The sequence below is a fragment of the Legionella spiritensis genome (genome assembly GCF_900186965.1).
Taxonomy (GTDB): Bacteria; Pseudomonadota; Gammaproteobacteria; order Legionellales; family Legionellaceae; genus Legionella_C; species Legionella_C spiritensis.
This window is the reverse complement of sequence record NZ_LT906457.1, coordinates 2,670,964-2,693,817: the sequence shown is the minus strand read 5'-3', so window position 1 is coordinate 2,693,817 and position 22,854 is coordinate 2,670,964. Positions and strand designations below refer to the sequence as shown.

Below are 22,854 nucleotides of genomic sequence, written 5' to 3'. Positions count from 1 at the left end.
CATAATGTTCATATTGCCTTAATTTTTCATAAATATGATGGCTTCATTTTATTGATATTTATGGAGAGGATTGAGAATGAGGTTTCGCAGCGAAAACGAGCGCTTAAATGATCCGCAAGCATGGATGATCAACAGATTTTTATGGGAGGCTGTATATAGTGGTCAAATTCAGGAAAGCACTCTCCGTTTGATGACTATTGAAAATGTAATGGATGTTTTAACAGAAAATTTCGTTGAGGCAAGTAATGAAGAAAAATTACAGCATTGGGTGGGTATTTTGCTTAGTCACCCTGACTGGACGCTATTGGACTTGATTCGAATAGCTACTGATGTTTTAGAGATTATTCCTAATGATGCCTTTTGGGGGGCGGCTCTCATCGGGCGTGTTGACCTCATGAAGCATTATAGTAAAGATTGCCCGGACGTCATACATACCCTGCCTAAAGAAGAGTATCTTGCTTTCCGCCTGGCGATAATGGATGGCAATCTCAAATTTGTAAACTATTTTCTGGGCGATTTTATGGACAATGCGTCCTTTAATGAAGTTCAGCGCCTGGAAGGGATGTATGATTATAAAGGGGTGTTGAGAAATAACAGGGGCTATTCTGCATTTTGCCAAGCTGCAGAAAATGGTCATCTGGACGTTCTAAACCGACTTGCAAAACGGTTTCCTGGCATAATAGATGATATGTTGGCTAAAAAGAGTTATTACGCACTCGAACTGGCGTTTAAAAACGGTCATCACAACATTGTTAAATTGATTCTGAATCCGAATAGTTGGGGCGCTACAAAGAGAAACCTTCGGCCTGCGTTCAGTCTGGCTGCAAAATACGGACATGCGAAAGCAGCCATACGGCTTCGGAACTTTACTCGCATCAATGAGTTTCATAATTGGAAATATGACAGTAGAACGTATATCTATGCACTCCGCATGGCGGTAAAAAATGGCCATCTGGAACTGGCAAAATCGATGATTAGTTGGGTGTCCCCCGGCGAGGCTGTTTTTATATTGAATTCCGTGTTCTTGTGGGCGGCAGAAAACGGTGACCTTGACGTTCTAAACCGGTTGGTGGAACTGGCGCCTGACCAGGTTGCTGCGATGGTGGCAGAAAAATCTTGCCAGGCATTCAAAAGAGCTGCTGAAAATGGTCATCTGAATGTTCTAAACCTGCTGGTGGAACTAGCCCCCGACCAAGTTGCGGCGATGGTGGCTGAAGATAATTATTATGCGTTTAGCGTGGCGGCACAAAACGGTTATCTGGAGATGGTTACTTGGCTGGTGGAACTAGCCCCCGACCAAGCTGCGATGATGGTGGCGGCGGATGATTATTACGCGTTTCGCCTGGCGGCAGAAAACGGCCACCTGGATGTCCTGCATTGTCTGGTGGAACTGGCTCCCGACCAGATTGTTGAGATGGTAGCTGCATGGAATTACGAGGCGTTCCGCCAGGCGGCAATAAAAGGTCATACCTCGGTTGTTCGCTATTTACTGCAATTTTCATCCGTCTACGCCCATGCCGAATCGCACTGGCAGGAAAATCATTATACCGATTATGTGACGACTTACACGCAAGACTACCTGCAGCAATTAGACGAGGATTGGCATGCTTTTTCTGATGCTTATCCGGACGGCGTTTATGATTTTCGTAACGACGAGGGCGAGCCAGACGTTTTGCGCGCCTTGCATGGTTATTATGTCTTGCGTCAGGTGATACGACGAAGTATTGAGGGTGGACTGGGTATTGATACGTTGGCGACGGTGGAGCGGTTGTTAAACATTCCTGGCATTAAAGAGCTGGTTGTTGCGAATGTGAGGAGTCGGCGATTTCGTGATGAACAGCAAGTTGTTAGCCTTGTGATAGGACAGCGACACAATGAATTGTTACGCCTGGCCTTCAGTGTGGGTCATGAAGACATGATTCAGCGTCTCTTAGCTATCCCCGCCATCCGAGAAGCGGCCGAGCGACATAATTTTTATGACCATGAAGCGGTGTTTGATTTAAGAGAGTTGGCCCAGGACCGTGAATCATCGATGCATGGTTTAACGCCTCAGGAGCAGCAAAGCGTTTCGGCGATTGAGGAGGCTTATCAAGGGCAATTGCTTGAGGAAGGCGGTGCCGCGGCGGTCATGGAGAGTCTGAAGCAGCAACTAAGAGACTTGTACGAGCAGCGCCCGGAGTTAAGCAGCATCGATATCGATGGTGAATTGTATGCGTTGCCGTTTGACTGGGAGGACATGAGGGTGTTTATAGAGACCCATGCATACATGGATGAGGCGCTTGAGCAGCAAATTTATAACGTTTATTTACAAAACCATTACCACAGTGCCTACCGTTATTTGTCCAAACCCAATCGCTGGATGGCGGATAATGCCTCGTATGTCTACATTGACCGGGCCAGCAATACCCGATGGTCCACCTTTGAGGAATATCTGCCGCTTATTGCCTATTTATGGCTGGCTGCCAGCGACGAAAGCCGCCCACCTATGGAAGAGGGCATGGGGGTTTCTGAGCGTATTGATTTGTTTATCCGCCAGCTTCATTTGCTTAACCGGGCACATAATTGGGATAAAAGCCGGGAGGTGGAAAAAGACGGCCGCATCATACGCGAACAATACGACGATAACGAGAAAGACAAGCCGTCTTGTTTTAGTGGCGTGAAGCGACGGTTGTTTCAAGCGTTAATCAGCCATCCCTTATACAGCCCGTTAAACCAGGTGACGGTGGCTCAGTTTGTCCGGGAGTGGGCCAGGGATTATTATCAGGCAAGGCTTCAGGATTATTCCTCGGATGATTTAAGGACGATGCAACAAGTCTTTGACAAGGCGTATGATGAAGGTATCGGTAATCCTCTCGACAATCCCCTGATTCAGAGTCTGGCTCTGGGTGAGGAAGAACAAGAGGCTATAACCGAAGCTTTTCTGGAGCGATTTGGGGCACGGGCGAAAGGATGGGATTTCGTCATTTCATCAACCCTGACCGCTTGTGGCGCTGTGCCTGACAATGCGTTCGTGGCTCTCTACGCATCCGCCAGTCTTTATCGCCTGTTAGACGAAATACCTGACCAAGAGCAGCCTCTTACGAACAGCTCAGGAAATTATGGTTTTTTTCAGTCTTCAGGATTGAGCGAACAACCAGACCGTTCTTCTGACAGGAACAGGATGCCACTTCCATGAATAACGCACCGGAGAAATTCGCCGGTCGCAATGGTGAGGACTGTCGTATGCTGGATTGTCGGGAGAGGATCAGGTTAAAGTTTTGTGTTCTTGATTAGTGCCCCCGTATTTGGGGAAGAGCCTCTATAAACTTGCATAATGTAAGCCATATTTATTTAAAATTTCATTCAGGGTTTTTCTCTCTGAAGAACCCTCTGCAAAGATTAGAGCTTGAATGGCCTTCCGCATGTTCATATCACCTCGGACCATAATATCCAGTGCTGATTTAATAGCTAGATGATGGGTGCGAAATAAATCATGTAACGGTCCTGCCGCTACATAGGCAATTTCCTCATCATTTTGACAAGCTTGTATCAGTTGAAAAATAAACGGTAAATCATCCGGGTTTCGTTTTATATCAACTTCCTCCCATGCCCACCAATATTCCTCTTTTTGGGTGCGATACCAGTTTAAGTAACAATCAATTAGCTCACTATGTTTGTTCATGATTACTCATAAATTCAACATTGTTATTATTTTTCGGGGAGATTACCCTGTCACGCGCAATCCTTTTTGCCTTTAATATAAAACTCCATAATTTCTTTTTACATTATAGAACAATTGTTACTTACTCACTATGCCGGATCAACCGGTGGAATTGGTTGAAAGCTTAAATGTATCGGTGGCGGCAGCATCAATCGTGATCGCTTTATTATCTTATTGCAGTCGGCATATTAAACTCCGGAAGGCTCGCCTTTTGGAAAGATAATGGCAGGGCTTTTGGGTGCTTTTAGTTTATGTATTAACACCAGTCCAAAATCTGTGAGAGTTAGACTACCGCCAATATATTGGGCGATTCCCGGCAGGTTCTCAAAAACTGGCGCCACCATGATTGACCAATATTTAAACTATATGTTAAAATATTTTAAAATTTAATGAGAATATATATTATGGCATTATCATTTTTCAGCAAGGCCGACCTATTTATTGTTAAAAAAATTCTTGGCAATTCCCAAAAAGAATTATTGAATTTCTCAGTGCTCTGTAAAGAAACAAACGCCTTTGTACACGAGCTGATTATCGAAAGTAGTGGCACTAAAAATTGGGATGACTATGTTACAACAATGAGAATAAAAAAATTGGATATACGATTACAAAAAATGGTTAATGAGGGTTATAATTTGTCCTTGGCTGAAGATATTCAACATATCTGGAATCTAGACCGTGACAATCGGTTCAAGGCACTGGTTCCGGAGGAGCAGAAAGAAAATTATTCCCCAATTGATTTCAGTAGTGACAATGTTATCATGGCACTGCGAGAAGGATTAGTGTCACTTGAGCAATTACGTTCTGATTTTGATTGGGATAGTGATAAGCTGTCGATTAAGAGCATCCTTTTAAAGGGTAATTGCTTGCAAGCATTAAGAGAAAAATTAATCACCATTGAGCAGTTCGAGTCTCTGCCAATAACAAACCGACGGGGAGCTCTTGAGATTCCAGAATGGGAGCATATTGATCATCTGCTGGGTGATATTGGAATAAACGCACTAAGAGAGGGATTAGTTACTTTTGATCAGGTTAAGAAGCTACCAGCAAAATCTCTGACTCATCTGTTTAGTGAGAATGGGATGCAAGCTTTAAGAGAAAAACTAATCACCTTGGAAATGTTAAACAACAAGCAGGAACTACATTATTTCTCTTATCTTGTCACAGATAATGGCCTGCAGGCTTTAAGAGAGAAATTAATCTCCTATGAACAGACCATGGATTTGCCTGAACATACGGGATATCTTGATGCGCTATTTTCGGATAATGGCATACAGGCGTTAAGAGAAGAGTTAATCACTCCTGAGGAGGCATTTGCCATGAGAAGTCACTTTGCTCTCTGCGATCTGCTTGAAAAATTAAATAGCAAACCTTGTTTAATAAGTCCAAATTGAAATGCGAGCACTTTGGTTTGCATTTTCGCTTTTAAAGATATTTCGGGACAAAAAAGAATACGCTGAAAAACAGATGTCTGATCTTGCCTTGAATTGATGGACACCTTGTTAAGAGAGTAAAATCTTAACCAGAGGTAATCAATGAACAATAATAAAGCAGAAGTAAAAAGAGAAAGAAAAAAGTATAGTCCCCAGTTTAAAGATCAAGCAGTTGAGCGAGCAGAAAAGGATGACGTGGTCTAATTGATTTGGACAGCCCAGTTAAGAGATAATTTGCTTAATTGGAGTTCAATATGTCTATGAGAAGAAAATATACAAAAAAATTTAAACTGGATGCAATTAGTCTGGTCACTGAACAAGGATATACCTGTTCTGAAGCAGCGAGGAGCCTGGGTATTCATTCAACTATTCTGAGCCGCTGGATTCGAGAATTGGCTGATAAAGATAATTTGGCTTTCCGGGGTAATGGGAAGTTAACTGCTGAACAGAGTGAAATTCGTCAATTACGAGAGGAAGTTCGTCGCCTGACAATGGAGAAAGAAATTTTAAAAAAGGCGACGGTCTTCTTTGCGAAAGAAGCGAAATAAAATATTCGTTTATCGCCCGGCATAAGAAGACCTGGCCAGTTGGCATGATGTGCCGGCTAATGGGCGTTACTCCATCCGGATACTATAGTTATCAAAAACGAAAACGGACAAGACCGGCAAATAAACCAGAACATCAGGGGTTATTGGATTGGGTTAAAAAAATATCAGAATCCAGCAAATTCTCGTATGGAAATCGCAGGATAAGAAAGGCGCTGAATGCTCTTGGCTACCCGGTTGGTCGAAGAAAAACCCGCAGTTTGATGCGTGAGGCTGGTGTTTTTGTTCGCTATAAAAAGAAATACAAGGTAACAACAAACAGTAATCATAATCAGCCTGTTTTTGATAATGTTTTAAACAGGCAATTTAATGTCAATGAACCCAATCGTGCTTATGTGTCTGATATTACCTATATCCCGACCCATGAGGGCTGGCTATACCTGACGGTGATGATTGACTTGTTTTCCCGAAAAGTGGTTGGCTGGAACATGAGTTCAAGAATGAAGGCCGACACGGTTTGTGATGCGTTAACCATGGCAATTTGGCAAAGAAAGCCCAAAGCAGGCCTTATCGTGCATTCCGATAGAGGCTCACAATATGCCAGCAAACAATATCGTGACTTGCTCAATCAGCATGGTCTTGTGGGCAGCATGAGTAAAAAAGGCGATTGCTGGGATAATAGTGTTGCTGAGAGCTTTTTCAGCCGCTTGAAAAATCAATTAATTCATTGGCGTAATTATCAAACCAGACGCGAGGCAAAACAGGATATTCTGGATTACATGACCATGTTTTATAATAATCAAAGGTTGCATTCGTTTTTGGGTTATCAAAGTCCGAATCAATTTGAAAACAGATTCTGGGGGTTAATGAAAAACGTGGCTTAACTGGGGTGTACAAATTTACTTGACCACATCAGCGACTTAATGCATCCTTTTCTGCAATGGCAATAGCAAAATAAATGGCTTGCAAATTCGGTACTGATCCTCTCCCGAAAACAGCGCGGGTAGTAATACAACAAAGCATCAGAATCTTTAATGCGTACTTGGGCTTGATTTTAACAATTTAAAAGTACAATCCTGAGGATTTTTTTGACAAAATTTATCAAATCCCTGAGCAGATGTTATCCATGGCTTAGTCATCGGGATTTTAATGGGATTATTAGTATTAAATTGTCCTGACGCAATTATGGCATCATATTTATTGCTTGATTTGTATACCTTATATGCACACCTTAAACTAAGAATATTTTGTGAGTAAGCCATGTAAAATCCACTTACTATAGGAGGATTTTTTACTGTTTCAGGTATTTCAATTTTCCATTTAAATCCATTTATGTCTCGCCAATATTTACTATTACCTGGAATCATGGAGTTCTTAATAATTACTGTCTGAACCTCTGTTACACTTGGGCATGAAGTAGTAAGCAATACATTTAAATTTTTAAAGTAAATATAGAAGCATAGACTAATAACAATTATGAATATTAATGCTATTAGGAAATAATTATTAATCTTCTTCTTGGAACATACGTGAGTGTCATCTTGTGGCATAAAAATTTCCCAGGCTTTAAATTTTTTAGCAAATTTACGAGTTATTGTCAAATCTGGTGTATGCCCTAAATTGGCCCCAGGAAGCACGAACCGTAACGGCGGACCAAGAACAAGGTATAAGCCCAAGGATGCACCTATATCTATTGTTTACAATTCAATTCTAGAAAAGATGCAGGAAACACCTAGTGCCTTATCCGCATTCAACACGTGGGTAAAATAATACTATTCTAAAAGAAATATTAGCAGAAATGGATAAACATCTTGAATTGTGCAATCTGAAGAGATACTTTTCGTGCTGATGTTTTTTATCAGTACAGGAAGTTATGAAAAAATATATAGTGCGCCTGTCGCCAGAAGAAAGGGTTGAGCTTGAAGGAGTAGTGAAGAAACTGAGAGGTAGTCCGCAGAAAGTAAAGCGCGCACAGATATTGTTGAAAGCAGATGTTAATGGGGTCAACTGGCCTGACGCCAAGATAGCCGAAGCATTTGACTGTCGCATACAAACTGTTGAGGATGTACGCAAGCGTCTTGTATTGGAAGGATTTGACACTGCGCTCAATGGAAAAAAACCAAAGAATCCACCCCGGGCAAGACGGCTATCTGGAGAACAGGAAGCGCAATTAATAGCGATGCGTCTTGGAACGCCACCTGGTGGGTATGGAAGCTGGACTCTGAGTCTTCTCAGGGATGAAATGATAAGACTCGAGATAGTGGATACCATAGGCAGAGAAACGATCAGGGGCATTCTAAAAAAAACGGTCTGACCCGCAAGAAACTTGAGTACTGGGTTATTCCGCCAGAATCGGACGGTGAATTTGCGGCAGGCATGGAGGATGTTCTTGAAATTTACTCACGCTCTTTCAATCCACTGGTACCGGTAATTTGCATGGATGAACAACCTATCCAGCTTCTGAATGAAACAAGAACACCGATTTCAGCAACAAGACATCATCCAAAACGCGTTGACTATGAATATGAGCGGGCAGGAACGGCATCCATATTCATGTTTACAGAACCCCTTGCTGGAACCCGGACGGTTAGCGTGCGTTCTCGCCGCACAAAGATAGATTGGGCTATAGAAATGGAACAGTTGATACGTACCCAATATGCAAGTGCTGACAAAATTATTCTGGTTTGCGACAACTTGAATACGCATACACGCGGTGCATTCTATGAGGCATTCCCTGCGGAAAAAGCACGCGAAATTGTGCGGAAAATCGAGTTTCACCATACCCCAAAACATGGTAGCTGGTTGAATATTGCAGAATGCGAGCTCAGCGCCATGACCAGTCAGTGTATCAATAACAGACGGTTTGGCAGTATTGAGCTTTTGGCAGAAGAAACACGCGCTTGGGCACAAAAAACAAATCAGAAGCAGAAAGGGGTTAACTGGCAATTCAGCATCGATAATGCACGTCACAAACTGAAATCAATTTACCCACGCATTGAATGCGGATAAGGCACTAGTAATTGGTTGAATGTTTCAACGCTACATCTAATGAGAATATTTTCAATTTCCTCAGTTACTGATTTCTATGAAGGAAAGATTTTTCATTGCGCTCATGATACTGTCAATCTCGCCATGAACTGCCAAGTATTTTTGAGTTGAAATCTCTTAGTCATAAATCAATTATCCAGATTTTTAACTGGCTCAACTATTTTTGCTAATCAATTGATAAATCTATGTTGGATATTTTTACGCTACTGCGACTGCCAAACGAAACATATTGATATTTATAAGTGTATTGTTCAATATAGATAAATTGGGGATATTAACAAATGATTGAATGATGAGAGCAATATCCATTTTACTGGTCTTTATTTTTTTGTTTACGTCAACAACACATGCTGCGGAAAAAGATATGTTTATTGATTATAACGGCTATAAAGTTGCATATCACGATGCAGGTCGAGGTCAACAAACACTTTTATTCATACATGGGTTGCCTTTATCGAGCCAATCCTGGCAGTGCCAGGTTGAGTTTTTTAAACATAAATACCGTGTTGTAACGGTCGATTTACCCGGATATGGACAATCATCCCCTTTAAAAAATGATAAGATGAACAATCTATCAGAGTTTTATGCTGATTCTATCCATGCTGTATTAAAGGAATTAAAGATCAACAAAGTCGTTTATATTGGTTTTGCCACAGGTGGGCATGTGGGCATGATGTTTGCCAAAAAGCATGCAAATTTGACCGATAAATTGATATTAATCAATACTTCACCGCAATTTGCTACTTCCAGGGACTGGCCTTATGGCTTTGATAAAAAGGCGGTTGATTATTTTAATCAGGCATTTGATACACAGTCTTTGCCTGAGATTGCACAGACATTGTTAAAACCGGCTATGCAGGAAAACTGCCAAGCGCAGTTAACAGCGATTAAGAAATTATTTACAAAAATGACCGTCGATTGTGGGGTTGTTACACTTAAAGCATTTTTTAATAATATTGCCTATGAAAATTATCGGCCATTGTTGTCCAAAATAAAAGCCAAGACTTTAATCATTCAGTCGTCTTTAGATAAAGAAGTTGTACCGGCAGTTGCCCTGTATATGCGACAACATATCAAAGATGCACAATTGGTTGAAATCAATGGTGCTGATCATTTTGTTTTTGCCACAAGAAAAGAACTCTTTAACCAGCTTGTTGAAAACTTTGTTAATCCAAAGTGCCAAATATGTAAATACAATATTTAGACTGAAGGATATATAGATGAAGCGATTAGGATTGTACACGTTGTTATCTTTTTTGATATGTCATATGGTGCATGCCGATATGCATGTTTTTAAGCAGCAAGTTGCGCCAGCAAATATTTTAAATGATGGTAAATTACATATTTATTTTTGTGGTACGGGCGATCCGGAAATAGCCATGCAATCCATCAGGAAACCTTCATGTTTAGCCGTTGTTGGTGACAATCAAATGTTTATGATTGATGTTGGTGAAGGAGGCTCCCAAAACCTGGGAGCGTTAGGCTTACCCCTTGGCAGTATCAATAATATCTTTGTTACGCACTGGCATTCAGATCATATGGCAGGCATTGGTTATTTAAACAATGTGTCCTGGCTATCTGGGAGAAAGTCTGCTTTAACACTGTATGGACCTTCAGGTGTCAAGAAAATTGTTGAGGCATTGAATCAATTATATGCGCTTGATGGATTATATAGAGCGACAAATCGAGAGGGCCTTTTAAACCTGAAAGCAAATCAAATCAATCCTGTTTTGGTTTCGGCACCTTATGATGGTGAAGGAGAACCGTTATTAAAAGCAAATAACATCCAATTAACACCATTTAGAGTGAACCATAATCCTGCATACCCTGCTTTGGGATATACAATAAATTATAAATCTTGCAAGATAGTTATTAGCGGTGATACAAAAATCATGAATAATTTGGCGACGGTAGCAAAAAATGCTGACATACTGATAAATGAAGCTTTCAGTCACTATTATGGCCAGATAATTCAAAACGCATTTAAATCTCAGCCCAATCTAAAAATATCAGAATTGTTTTATAAACAAACTGCCCATTATCATTCAGATACCCTGGCTTTAGCAAAAATGGCTGCCGCTTCAAAAGTGAAAAATTTAATTATTACCCACCTGGTTCCCGCCATACCAGCCACAAAACAAGCGAAGGACGATTTTATCAAAGGGATGAATGCTTACTATTCTGGTCCAATTACCGTAGCAGATGACAGGGATGAAATTGTTATCAGTTCAAACAATGGTAAATGTGAATTTGAATACAAACCTGCTAAACAGTATGACATCCAAACCATCCAATCTATTCGCACAAGCTGATCATTCTAAATAAGACCAACATTTTAAGAGGCGAAAAATTGTAGTATTTGTAGGTCGTGTAAACCCTCCCTTTTTAGTGCCAATAAATAAGAACTGAAACCAGAAAAATAAAAAATAAATACAACAACAGCCAGCCCGGCACAGATAACGAGGATCTGGTCTTCCTTCTGCGAAGAATGAAGTAAGGTTTGCTATTGTACTATTCTATAGATAGAGCGGTAAGCAGAGTAACAAAGGATTAATTTTTAGTTGGAGTTCTTCATGACTAACGAAAATTGTGATGTCCTTATCGTTGGCGCCGGCCCTACAGGGCTTATGATGGCATTGGAGTTAGCACGAAGTGGCCTCTCTTTTATTATCATCGACAAAAAAAAAACCACGTCTGAGATCATGAAAGCTACCGCTATTTCGCCCGTTGCCCTGGAAGGTTTTGCCGATTTAAATTACATCAAACCATTTGAAAAACATGGCGTTTTTACTAATGCGCTATCCATCTACTTGGAAGGCAAACAAGCTATGCGAGTACCTTGGCGGGGCATTGAATCCCGATTCCCACAAATTTGTCTCTTAGGGCAGAATTATGTGGAACGCTTTCAACAGGAACGATTGAGCCAGTTTGGCCATCAAGTATGCTGGAACACGACTTTAGTCGATCTTGATACCAGTCAGGATAACCCTGTAGCTCTGGTTATACATAATCAAAATCAGTATACCATTACCTGTCGATATGTGATTGGGTGTGATGGGTCAAGAAGCAAGGTTCGTGAACTGGTTTCTATTCCGTCCAAAGGAAAAAAGTATCCTTCCCATTATATTATCGCCGATGTGAAAGTTGATGGGGATTTCCGGCATAAGGACTGGTATTTCTTTTTTGCAAAAAAAGGGTTTTGTAGCGTGGGTTCTTTACCAGGCGAGCGGTCTGGCATCTTATTAAGCTTATCTAAAAAAAGAACGTTTCAGCAAGGTGAACAACCGGTCTTGTCTGAAGTACAGACTTTGTTTGATGAATTGTGTGATATTCCAGGAAAACTAAGTGATCCCTACTGGATTTCTCATTTTCATACTTACAATATCTCCGTGAAACAACGCAAAAAAGGACGTATTCTGCTATGTGGCGATGCGGCCCATCAGGTGAGTCCGTTAACGTCTTTGGGCATGAACTCCGGGTTACTGGATGCGCGTAATCTAGCCTGGAAACTGGTGTTAGTCTGCCGAGATATTGCTGCTCCCGCCTTATTAGACAGTTATGAAATAGAACAAAATCAGACATTAAAAGAGGTGAAATGGCTATCGGATGCCAATGAGCATTCATTTTCCATGATTGGTTTGGTTAGTCGAGAAATCCGCGATCATTTGACTCAGCTTATGATGGGGTTTGAGCCGGTTAAGAAATTATTTGGTGGTTTGATGTCCCAAACAGCAGCCCGTTTTCGCAAAAGTCCTATTATTGATGAGTATGCAGGGTTGCCGTGGCATATTTCGAAGGCTGAGCATTGGGATGAACATGGTGGTTGTCTTAAAGCCTGGAGCGCTTTTGGTCATGGTCCACAAGCTGGGGAGAGGGCACCCGATGTTTTTGGGGTCACCCGTGATGCCCGTTCACCGGATCGCTGGCTATACGATGGCCTTTTAGAAGGCCGGCATGCGTTATTGATTTTTCTGGGTTGTGAGCATTGCCATCATAAAAACATAAACCAAATCAATAATTTATTGGGGGAAATAAATTCGCTTTATTCGGATTGGATACAAACGGCCGTTGTTCTGTCCTCTAAAAAATTGCCGCCGCATCTCCATACTGATGGCCTGATTTTATACGATGTCCACCAGGCTGCTCATCAACGTTACGGTGCCGAGGGGAATTGTCTTTATTGTATCAGGCCGGATCGTTTTGTGGGGTATCGCAGTATTCCTCCGCGCTTGGATAAGCTTCAAAATTATCTGGCGAAATTGTTACTTAAGAAGACGAAATAACTCTCTTTGTTTAAGATATAACCTAATCTAGACGAGGCACTAGTACAGTGTTTCACTGAAGTTGTCTTGCTAGTTTGTTATTGCTGCGACAGCGGGGCAAGTCGTAGGTCGGGCGAGGCGCCCGACCTACCTCTTCTGTACCGTTGGCAACAGGACAGAATCAGTGAAACGTTGCACTAGGCCTAATGGGTAATTACCAGCATATGAGATTTCCTCTACGAGTTCTACTGAATCGTAGCAAAGGTGCAACATCCTCTATATCGCCGCCTTTGAATGTTTGTCCTAAACACAACGAGGCATCTTAAATCCTGACTGCAAGCTTTTATGTCTTATACAAAAGGCATTTGTAAACCGGTGCTAAAAAACGATGGTATTTTTAATATAGTGAAACGTTTTCTTTTCAAAATTCATCAACCCTTAACCCAAATGATAATAGTCCGTAATATGAATCTGTTTCAGGAAATCCCCATCGTGTGAAATGACGATCATTGGTCCCGGATATTGCTGTAAACACTGAATCACATGGTTTCGGGTAGTGAGATCCAAATTATTGGTTATCTCATCGAGAATTAATAGTTTTGGTGGTTTGGCGGCAATCCTGGCTAAAGATAGCCGGGCTTTTTCGCCGCCAGACAAACAAGTAACCGACTGATTGACAACACCATTTGATTTAAACAGGAAATCATTTAAATGAGAGCGAATTTGTTGATGCGTCCAATCCGGCCTGGTCGCTTCAAGGGTTGATAATACGGTCTCATTTACCGAAAGTTGTTGATAGTGCTGATCTAAATAGCCAATATCCAGTTGATCAGGTGCCTGCCAGTCCCCTTCTCTAATCACATCGGAATGATTCATTATTGCTTTAACCAGCGTTGACTTGCCACATCCATTCGCCCCGGTGATCGCCAATCGTCCTTGACCGGACAATTGAATATTAATCTGATTGGTGATCATTGTATTTCCATAACCAATCGCCCCCTCTTTAATCATCACCACGGATTTATAAGACATAAATCCGGAAGGTAAATGGAATTCAGGTGCAATGATTTCAGGCCTATCTAAGGCACTCATTTGTGCCATGATATCTTCACGCGTATTTCTGATTTGTTTTCCTTTTCTACCGGATGTCATTGAAGCGCGGGATATTTTGGCGTGAGAGACGATTGTTGGCCATTTGCGGTTTTGTATGGATTTTTTACCCATCTCTTTAGAGCCTTTTGCTCGTTTCTGTTCTTTCATTAATTGAAGATGAACCGTTCTTTTTTCTTTTTGCAGGCTACATAATTTCTGGTTCAATTGAACATACTGCCGGTCTTTTTCTCGTAGAAAATCGTCATAGTGCCCGGCAAACTGCGCAATTTTACCATCACTGATAGACCACAGGCAATCAGGCACAAGAGATAGTAATTGAGTGTCATGCGAAGCAATTACCAAGGTTCCCGGAAAATATTGTAAAAATTGCAGCAGTTGTTTGCGGTTGTCCCTATCGAGGTGATTTGTCGGTTCATCAAGGATTAACAACTCCGGATCACACGACAAGGCATTGGATAACGCTTTTTGAAAACGTTCCGCACCACTTAAGCCTTCAAACCTCTCCGGAATTTGAGGTACGTAAGCAATGCGAATATTCTGATTGAAGCGAATATCGCCATCATGAACGGAACAATCCCCTGCAATCATACGCAATAAACTTGTTTTACCGCAGCCATTATCTCCTACGACAGCAATCCGCTGACCAGCATAAATGCACGCATCAAACAGTTCAAAACAAATTTTTTCAGGATAAATTAAAGATAATTGATGAATAGAACAAAGCATCGACATAAATCACCCCAACAATAAATAAAGCCCGCGTAAAAAACGCACCAAACATTTATTGAGAGATAATTCGCACTGGAGTCGAGACCTCGTTTTTTATGAAAGAATGCCAATTGTAACAAAATTTACCGGTTTCCTGCAATCCTGGTGTGCCGTTGCCGCACGTCACATGAGATTGCTGATAACGTCGTCATAAAGGCGCATTTATATGATTAATTCAGGTTGCGTGCCTGTTTGGCAGAGCAAAGCAAGGATATAACCGGGTAACAAAACCGGGATATTAAGCCCGGTTTATCGATTTGGTGGCCAGTCAGGAAGAAGCGACCACGAGAGGTTAGAAATTTTGGGCGTAGACAATTTGTTTCGGATCGCTGTATTCAATGGAGCAATTATCAGCAATGCACCAAAAATTGAATTTACTGTCGGGATTGGATGGGTTACTAATCCGATCTTCCCGGCAATCAATCGCTATGATTTTTCCCTGGCCCTTGCCCGGTCTATAGTTCACTTCAAATTGAGTCTCGGAGATTCTGGTAATATGGGCACTGATTTTAAATTTACAGCCACCATATAATCTACATAGCGGCTCATCTGTTAATAAAGCAAATCCATTCCAGTTACCGGGTAACCTTTGGCAATTATCCGTGTTTGAATAAGACAGGTTGGATATTGAGACTAGTAAAGGCAATACAATTAAAACTTTATTCATTAGATAGCATCCAGCTTTGCCAAGTTGCCGGCATTATACTTGGGTCACTGTACAAGTCAATTTTCGACTTTGGAGGCTCTGACAACAAGTGCAACCATGCTCCTGAAAAGGGGATTAGCAGTGCCTGCTTGTACACAAACCATTCTTATTTATGAAGCTGGAATTCCTTTTGCCGCAATTTTATATTGCTTTCTGGAATTGGCGAAATAAAATGAACGTCCGGGCTTCGCTGGCTGGCACGGCAGTATGAAAGAATATCATGAGTTAGTATATGCAAAATAAAAAGAAACGTGTCTTTGTGGCGACCGCGGGAACATTTCTGGAGTGGGCTGAATTTACTTATTACGCCTATATCGCAAATGTGATTGCCGCATTGTTTTTTCCGAAGCTTGGCAACCATCTTGCCATGATTGCAACGTTCTCCGTTTTTGCCCTGGGTTATTTTTTTCGCCCGTTAGGCGCGCTCTTTTTCGGGTATCTGGGCGACAGGCTGGGACGTCGTATTGCTTTGCAATCATCCATCATGTTGATGGGGATTTCTTCCCTGTTGATAGGCTGCCTTCCTGTTTACGAACGTATCGGGATTCTGGCACCGGTTTTATTGGTGCTTCTACGTTGTGTTCAAGGATTTGCCGTGTCCGGCGAATTTAACGGCAGCGCTATTTATCTTATCGAGCACGACTCGGAAAAACCATGTCAGGCCGGTAGCTGGACCGGTTTTGCTTCGGCATTGGGCATGATGTTTGGCGGATTGATGTCCACTTTAATTTATTTGCCTTCTATGCCCGGTTGGGCCTGGCGAATCCCTTTTCTATTTGGCGCTTTATCGTGTTTTTGCGCCATGTATTTGCGTAAAAATTTAAGTGAATCACCGGTTTATCTGACGATGGGCGGGGGAAAATCATCAAACCCGCTAAAAAGCCTGTTTAAAGATTACAAAAAACAACTTGTTAAGGCGGCGCTACTGGTAGCGGCATTGGGTATTTATATTTATATCATGAATGTCTATTATGCGTCGCATTTGGCAAAATACACGACATTGCCGGGAGCCGAGACCAAATTTATTGTCACCGTGGGTCAGGGATTGGTTGTTCTATTCATTGTTTTAACAGGCTTGATTGCGGATCAGGTTAATGAAAAAAATCTGATAAGGATTGGCCTGGCAGGTTATTTTATTGCCGCGCCTTTAGCCTATCTGGTTCCCCAAACGAACTCGTTTATTTTAATTTTGTCTGTACAGATCCCTTATGCCTTATGTAATGCTCTGGTTGGTGCACCGATATTTAAGCTATTGAATGATTTTTTTCCGACCCGGATCAGATATAGTGGTGTTTCTGTCGCCTGGGGAGTTAGTATGGCTATTTTTGGAGGCACGGCCCCCTTGGTTGCAAATTATTTGCAATACTCACTCAAATCACCAATAGCCCCCGTGTTTTATATACTTATATCAGCGTTTGTTGCCTTGCTTGTGTTGCAGAGTGAAAAAAGCTATAAGATAACCCCTTTGAAATTTGAGCCAAGTTAATTGATTAGGCCTAGGCTCTGGATTCTGGATGGGTCTAGCTGATTTCGTTTCAAGTTGTGATATAATTGTACACTTATGTTCCGGGAATTAATTCATCATGCCCCATGACGATGTAGAAAAAATTAAAGAAAATTCATTGAATTGGGTGTTATCGTTTGTTATTGAACTAAATCTCTGCCCATTTGCCAAAAAAGTTATAACGGATAATACGTTAGGGATTAAAGTGTCATTGGCGCAAAAACTGGAGCCAGCATTGGAAGCGGTCATGTCAGCAGTTGGTGATCTTGACAGGCATACTGATGAAGAAACGACGTTATTAATTTTTCCCTCGATGTTTCATAATTTTCTGGATTATCTCGATTTTGTATCCCTGGCTGAGAAGTTATTATCCATGCAAGGATATAATGGTGTTTATCAGTTGGCAACATTTCATCCCGAATATTGTTTTGCCGATATCGAACAGGACGATGTCTCGAATTATACGAATCGAAGCCCCTATCCGATGATCCATATTTTAAAAGAAGACAGTATCGGGAAAGCGATTGGTTTTTACGGTAATACCGAGAGCATCCCTGAAAAAAATATATTGCTTATGCACCAACTTGGTCTGAGTAAAATTAAACAATTAATTAAAATTAAAGAAGTATGACTTGATGATTGAAATAGGTAAATACAACAAATTAACGGTGATTAAAAAGGTCGCTTTTGGTCTTTATCTTGATGGTTATGACAAGGGAGAAATTTTATTACCAAATAAATACGTACCGCAAGGGACCAGACTCAATGACAAGCTGGATGTTTTTATCTATTTGGATTCGGAAGACAAGATCATTGCAACGAACTTGCGTCCTCACGCCCAGGTTGGTTGTTTTGCCTATTTAAAAGTCATTGATGTGAATCCTGTTGGAGCATTTCTTGATTGGGGACTGGATAAAGATCTACTGGTACCCAGGCCGGAACAGAAATGTCCTATGGAAAAAAACAGGTCGTATCTTGTTTTTGTCACTCTGGATCGGGATGGCCGAATCATTGCCAGTTCCAAAGCGGATCGCTTTTTAGATAAATCGCCGGCACAATTTAATCCAGGTGATGAGGTTGATGTTTTTATTGCCGATAAAACGGATCTGGGTCAGAAAGTCATTATTAACCATTCATATTGGGGTTTAATTCATCATAGTGAGCTGTTTCAGCATTTGAAATATGGCCAAAAAATGACGGCATTTATTAAGAAAGTACGTGAAGATGGTAAAATAGATGTGGTTTTGCGGAAATTTGGCCAGGATAATATTCGTGAACTTGCTATTTGTATCCTTAATAAATTACAGGAAGTCGGTGGATTTTTATCCCTCCATGACAAGAGTTCGCCTTCGCAAATCAAAGATGCGTTTGGTGCGAGTAAAAAAAGTTTTAAAAGTGCGATTGGTCAACTTTATAAACAGGGAAATATCAGTATCGAGGCTCAGGGCATCCGATTATTAAAATGAACCGGAAGAGCGTTGTGACACATAAACCGTTCTATGTTTCGTGTTTAATAAACCGGATGTGTGATTATGGTTTAAAAACTGCTACCTGGCTCGAAAAAATAAAATATCCCGGGCTGCCAAATTGGCAACCCGGTCATCAGCGTAGCCCTGAGTCAAACGACGTGTAACCCGGGTGCCGGGTTGTCTGACATGCTATCATGAGCCGGTATGATCGCTTTTGCAAAAAAATGGACTGCAAATTAAACTATGCGTATTGTATTTTTCCTGACAGGTCTTTTGATGACGCTATCTGCTTCCGTTCATGCCTTGAATATTGTGACCATTGAACAGTCTGAGTATCAACACGTTTTAAAAACACCGGCGCAAATAGTACGTTTTCCTTTAAGTAACGACGATAGAACGCTCATTAAAGCGATGAAAGAAAAGCTGTGTCAATTACATGGTGTTGGGCTGGCAGCACCCCAGGTCAATCAGTCCCGGCAGATTATTGTCATTTATATTCCGGAGGATGCCGCATTGTTGCGGGATAATGTGACGCCTTATCCTATACATGTTTTGTGTAACCCGGCTTATGAAGCAATCCCCGGTTCCGCCGTGAAAGACGATTTTGAAGGCTGTTATTCCGTAGCCGGCAAAGCCGGCAAAGTGCCCCGATACGAACGAATCAAACTCAGTTATTACGACGAACACGGGCAGCGTCATGAGCAGATCGAACAAGGGTTTTACGCTCGTGTCCTGCAGCATGAAATTGATCACCTCAATGGTATCCTGATTATTGACAGATTAACCCCGAATTGTGTGCAGGGCAGTATTGAGGAAATGAATGCCTTGCGTCGTGCGGAACTGTCGGAAGAGAAACGAAAATTGTTTGATCAACTAATGGCGACCAAACTGAAAAAATAATCAGGGCCTATTGTTCTACAATAAATAATAATTTCCTATAGCCCGTCATGAAGGCTTCGTCCTGAATCATCCTGACATATTTTTGTTCAAAATAAATATCCCTGTATTTTTAACAGTGTTCGCCTGATATGACCTCTGCTTACTATCAGATTCCAGCATGAGCCCGATCTCCAACAGATCGCTTTTGATATCCCTAACGTTTTTTATAGCTATCCCAGACTGAATTTGAACACAGTTTTTTGAGATAACCTCGATCTGCCCCCTCTCCCGCGCCAGGAATTTGAGTAGTATGATGATGTTTTTTGCGGGAGAGGGTTGGGGAGAGGGTGTGGAAAAATCGGTGTTAAGGCAACGAGCCCGCGATTTAAGGAAAAACAGTACGGATGCTGAGAGGCATCTATGGTACTATCTTCGAGCGAATAGACCTGGATTTAAATTCAAGAGACAAGTACCAATAGGCGACTACATCGTTGATTTTGCCTGTCTTGAAAAACGACTGATTATCGAGCTTGATGGTGGTCAACACCTGCACAATCAAATTTACGATACGAAGCGTACTGATTGGCTAAAGACACGTGGTTTTAAAGTGATCCGCTTTTGGAATCATGATATCTTTCAGCGCACGCCAACAGTCCTCGACGTCATCATGACTGCTTTAAAGTAAAGCCGTTTGAAGCATCCCGCCTGTCGCCTCCATAAACAACTGCTCATCCTTACCATGACGTCCCTTAGGTTTTGGAAGCAACGTTTCTAAACGACACTATATCTCATCGTCAATGACCATCCGTGACAAGCCCTCTCCCCAACCCTCATCCCGCGAAAAAACATCATCCTACTACTCAAATTCCTGGCGCGGGAGAGGGGGCAGATCGAGGTAATCTGAATTTGATCACAAAAACATTGGCGCTTCCATTTTTTGTGCAAAAAATGTCGGGATTCCTCAGGGCGAAGCCGTAATGCGGGATAACGTTTATCCAGGTACCTCCCTCTTTTGCAAAAAAATTGTGTAAAGAGATGTTTTTACAAAACCGGCCTCTTTAGACAGCAATTTTTTTCATGGGTTCCGGTTGCTCTTTTTCCGGCAATAGCTGGGCAATGATGTCGGGTCCGTCTTTTCTTAATACATCCTGCTGCATCGCCAACGGCTCGCCTAACAACCAGTCGGCAACCTGCTTGTTCTGTTCTTCATGAGCCAGAAACTCATCAATCAGGCGGGCTTTTATATCGAGTTCCGCCATATGGCAGGGTAACATTTCGATATAATACACGTAATTGTTTTTGACAGGCGTTTCGGCATAAGCCGAATCACAGGTATACAGCCGCAAGAAATACTGCATTTCAATAAATCCCTTGCGCGGCCCATGAGCACCGACTAGAAGCACGCGATTTTGTGACAAATCTATACCGTATTCCTGCAGCCACTTTTGGGTGACGTCGTGTAATGCGGATAATTGCTTTCCGGTAGCGGCGGCTGACAGAAAAGCGATATTGTCTTTAATGGCGTACTGGTAATCCCTTAAAATCTCGCCAATTATTTTTTCCTCAAGCCGCAGGTTAGAAATGTCTTGCAGGCGATTGATACATTGCGTGGACTGTTCCACGATGGCCACGGCATTACTATGCACAGTTTCCGGAAGGACAGGCAATGCTTTTAAGACGTTTGTTAGTTTGCTACCTAAATCCGCTAATGTTTCCCGGCTGATCCGTCCTGATTTGATTTGATCAAGCAAAATGACAGGAATATGACAGACCGATTTTAATTGATGGTATTCATCGCCGGAGATGGTTTGATATTCCCGCTGCTGAAAGCCGGTTTTTTTGTCATTGACCCACAAACTCAAGTTGCCGCCGTGAAAAACCATAACGGTCATAATGCCTTGTAAAGCGGTTGCGGATGCCGATTGATGTTCTTTAAGAAACTGATCATTGACAGAAAAAAGGGAAGAGGAAAGGACAGAAGTGGATTTCTCGTGCTGAGCTTCAGAAAAGATACCTCCGTTCGGGAGCATTTTTTCCCGTTGTGCCGGACGTGTCTGATTGCGGGTTATGGTGCGGGCATTGCGAATTGTTTAATTGCAGAAGAGTGAACGCAGTGGATGATTTCATAAGATACCTCACCTATTTTTAGCCAAAAAATAAACAGTATCACAAAATTTGTTCCTTAAGCAACAATATTTGATCAATTATTGTGGTGTTAACGTTTGAAAAACGGCGTGGATATCGCACAAGCAGTGACGTGCTGATCAGGATTGAATGGCCGAACTCCTCGTAGCCGACCATTCAACAGTGTCGGGGAAAAAAGAAGGTTACAGTAGGGTACAGGGGCAACTCGGCGGCGCATCAAAATCGTACTCCGGTTCGTAATCCGTATCAAGATTAAAGTCTATCCGCAGCAGATTCATGGTATGGTTCCATAATTCATAACCTGATATTTTCGACTCGCTGTCTCTGGAGCCTCGTACCAGTTTAGCAGAGCCTCTGAGCTCCAGTATTCCGTCGGGCCCATAAAAATCCCCGTTTTTAACATCGCTGTGAAGACAGGCGTGCAAGGTTGGTCTGGCGCCTTCTGCCGGCGTTTGGCCAACCATTTGTTCGCTTAACTGAAAAAACGAATGCTGGCAGTTCGCCCAGGGGTTTTGTTTCAGCATCTGTGTTCTGGCAGAACCGGGATGCACCGCAATGCTTTTTACCGAGGACTCACAATAATTGAAACGTCTCGCCAGCTCATTATGGAACAGTAAAACAGCCAGCTTGGAATTAAAATAGGCTTTTATGCCATGGTATTGCCTTTCACATTCCGGTTGATTTTCAGGACTGATTTTTTGCCAGAGAGGGGATTGGGTATCACATGAGCCATAATGATGTCCGTAGCTTGTGACATGCACAATACGTGCATTCCCGTTTGCTTCAAGCAACGGCAACAGCCGTTGGGTTAATAGTACATGCCCCAGATAATTGATTTGAAAAGTGGCTTCAAAACCATCTTTGGTAATGCGGTAAGGCGTGTCGTTGACGCCGGCGTTATTCACCAGCAGCGACAGATTGTCGTATTGGGCAAGAAGACGATCACATAACCGCTTAACCGAGTTCATACTTCCCAAATCAACGTATTCGAATTGCAGAATAGCAGCAGGAACGTCGTTCCTAATCGCCTTTATCGCTTCTTGCGCTTCGGATTCCCTGATTCCGGCCATAATCACATGAAAGCCTTCCGCAGCAAGGCGTTTAGCCGTTTCAAATCCCAATCCACTATCGGCTCCGGTGACCAGGGCAATGTTTGGTGTTTCTTTGTTATTTTCTTTTGCCATTTTGTATTGTATTTCTTAAGTTAAGTTATTTTGCGGACGGATAATAAGGGATTTTTTTTATAAAAACCAGATTGGGTGTATTCTTAATCAACTGTTTT

19 protein-coding genes are annotated in these 22,854 nt (G+C 41.9%); 13 read left to right on the top strand and 6 right to left on the bottom strand.

Annotation, left to right across the window (positions count from 1 at the left end):
- Positions 1-76 precede the first annotated feature (76 nt).
- Entirely contained in the window at positions 77-3,175 is a 3,099-nt protein-coding gene (locus tag CKW05_RS12120; RefSeq protein WP_058484396.1) for an ankyrin repeat domain-containing protein, read from the top strand.
- A 123-nt stretch (positions 3,176-3,298) separates the two neighbouring features.
- Here CKW05_RS12120 and CKW05_RS12115 read toward each other — a convergent pair whose 3' ends face one another.
- A complete protein-coding gene (locus CKW05_RS12115) occupies positions 3,299-3,661 on the bottom strand; it encodes a DUF6869 domain-containing protein (RefSeq protein WP_058484397.1) in 363 nt (120 codons plus the stop codon).
- A gap of 443 nt (positions 3,662-4,104) precedes the next feature.
- Here CKW05_RS12115 and CKW05_RS12110 point away from each other — a divergent pair, with 443 nt between their 5' ends.
- Both CKW05_RS12110 and CKW05_RS12105 read left to right on the top strand, forming a co-directional pair.
- Positions 4,105-5,094 carry a hypothetical protein gene (locus CKW05_RS12110; protein WP_058484398.1) on the top strand — a complete coding sequence of 330 codons (990 nt, stop codon included), beginning with the start codon at positions 4,105-4,107 and terminating at the stop codon, positions 5,092-5,094.
- A gap of 293 nt (positions 5,095-5,387) precedes the next feature.
- A protein-coding gene (locus CKW05_RS12105) for an IS3 family transposase (protein WP_095140645.1) occupies positions 5,388-6,562 on the top strand; the annotation gives its coding sequence in 2 pieces (ribosomal slippage) (positions 5,388-5,652 and positions 5,652-6,562; 1,176 coding nt in all).
- A gap of 147 nt (positions 6,563-6,709) precedes the next feature.
- On the opposite strand, the gene CKW05_RS12100 is transcribed toward CKW05_RS12105, so the two are convergent.
- A complete protein-coding gene (locus tag CKW05_RS12100; RefSeq protein ID WP_058483010.1) occupies positions 6,710-7,228 on the bottom strand; it encodes a hypothetical protein in 519 nt (172 codons plus the stop codon).
- Between the two features lie 323 nt (positions 7,229-7,551).
- On the opposite strand from CKW05_RS12100, the gene CKW05_RS12095 reads away from it, so the two are divergent.
- The 5 genes from CKW05_RS12095 to CKW05_RS12075 all read left to right on the top strand — a co-directional run bounded on the left by CKW05_RS12095 (position 7,552) and on the right by CKW05_RS12075 (position 13,009).
- Positions 7,552-7,992 carry a helix-turn-helix domain-containing protein gene (locus CKW05_RS12095; RefSeq protein WP_058484135.1) on the top strand — a complete coding sequence of 147 codons (441 nt, stop codon included), beginning with the start codon at positions 7,552-7,554 and terminating at the stop codon, positions 7,990-7,992.
- Entirely contained in the window at positions 7,989-8,687 is a 699-nt protein-coding gene (locus CKW05_RS12090; protein ID WP_058484134.1) for an IS630 family transposase, read from the top strand. The genes CKW05_RS12095 and CKW05_RS12090 overlap by 4 nt, the downstream gene beginning before the upstream one ends.
- A gap of 403 nt (positions 8,688-9,090) precedes the next feature.
- On the top strand, positions 9,091-9,930 hold the full coding sequence (locus tag CKW05_RS12085) for an alpha/beta fold hydrolase (protein ID WP_165481208.1): 840 nt from the start codon (positions 9,091-9,093) through the stop codon (positions 9,928-9,930).
- Positions 9,931-9,946: 16 nt separating this feature from the next.
- Positions 9,947-11,038, top strand: coding sequence for an MBL fold metallo-hydrolase (locus tag CKW05_RS12080; RefSeq protein WP_058483633.1), 1,092 nt, complete (start codon positions 9,947-9,949; stop codon positions 11,036-11,038).
- Positions 11,039-11,299: 261 nt separating this feature from the next.
- Entirely contained in the window at positions 11,300-13,009 is a 1,710-nt protein-coding gene (locus CKW05_RS12075) for an FAD-dependent oxidoreductase (protein WP_058483634.1), read from the top strand.
- Between the two features lie 417 nt (positions 13,010-13,426).
- On the opposite strand, the gene CKW05_RS12070 is transcribed toward CKW05_RS12075, so the two are convergent.
- Both CKW05_RS12070 and CKW05_RS12065 read right to left on the bottom strand, forming a co-directional pair.
- A complete protein-coding gene (locus CKW05_RS12070; RefSeq protein WP_058483635.1) occupies positions 13,427-14,833 on the bottom strand; it encodes an ATP-binding cassette domain-containing protein in 1,407 nt (468 codons plus the stop codon).
- Between the two features lie 328 nt (positions 14,834-15,161).
- The gene (locus CKW05_RS12065) at positions 15,162-15,536 is read right to left on the bottom strand and encodes a hypothetical protein (protein ID WP_058483636.1); all 375 of its coding nucleotides are present in this window, start codon (positions 15,534-15,536) and stop codon (positions 15,162-15,164) included.
- A gap of 271 nt (positions 15,537-15,807) precedes the next feature.
- Here CKW05_RS12065 and CKW05_RS12060 point away from each other — a divergent pair, with 271 nt between their 5' ends.
- From CKW05_RS12060 to CKW05_RS12040, 5 genes are all read left to right on the top strand, one after another.
- Positions 15,808-17,061, top strand: a complete 1,254-nt coding sequence (locus CKW05_RS12060) for an MFS transporter (protein WP_058483637.1) — start codon at positions 15,808-15,810, stop codon at positions 17,059-17,061.
- 97 nt (positions 17,062-17,158) lie between these two features.
- Positions 17,159-17,710 carry a DUF1415 domain-containing protein gene (locus tag CKW05_RS12055; protein WP_095140643.1) on the top strand — a complete coding sequence of 184 codons (552 nt, stop codon included), beginning with the start codon at positions 17,159-17,161 and terminating at the stop codon, positions 17,708-17,710.
- A gap of 4 nt (positions 17,711-17,714) precedes the next feature.
- The gene (locus CKW05_RS12050) at positions 17,715-18,545 is read left to right on the top strand and encodes a CvfB family protein (protein WP_058483639.1); all 831 of its coding nucleotides are present in this window, start codon (positions 17,715-17,717) and stop codon (positions 18,543-18,545) included.
- A 279-nt stretch (positions 18,546-18,824) separates the two neighbouring features.
- On the top strand, positions 18,825-19,448 hold the full coding sequence (locus tag CKW05_RS12045; RefSeq protein WP_162264425.1) for a peptide deformylase: 624 nt from the start codon (positions 18,825-18,827) through the stop codon (positions 19,446-19,448).
- A 289-nt stretch (positions 19,449-19,737) separates the two neighbouring features.
- Positions 19,738-20,112, top strand: coding sequence for an endonuclease domain-containing protein (locus tag CKW05_RS12040; RefSeq protein ID WP_242602273.1), 375 nt, complete (start codon positions 19,738-19,740; stop codon positions 20,110-20,112).
- 373 nt (positions 20,113-20,485) lie between these two features.
- Here the strand turns inward: CKW05_RS12040 and CKW05_RS12035 are convergent, their stop codons facing one another.
- Together CKW05_RS12035 and CKW05_RS12030 are read right to left on the bottom strand one after the other, a co-directional pair.
- Complete coding sequence (locus CKW05_RS12035; protein ID WP_058484698.1) at positions 20,486-21,457, bottom strand: hypothetical protein; 972 nt, start codon at positions 21,455-21,457, stop codon at positions 20,486-20,488.
- 297 nt (positions 21,458-21,754) lie between these two features.
- Positions 21,755-22,756, bottom strand: a complete 1,002-nt coding sequence (locus CKW05_RS12030) for an SDR family NAD(P)-dependent oxidoreductase (RefSeq protein ID WP_058484697.1) — start codon at positions 22,754-22,756, stop codon at positions 21,755-21,757.
- Positions 22,757-22,854: the final 98 nt, after the last annotated feature.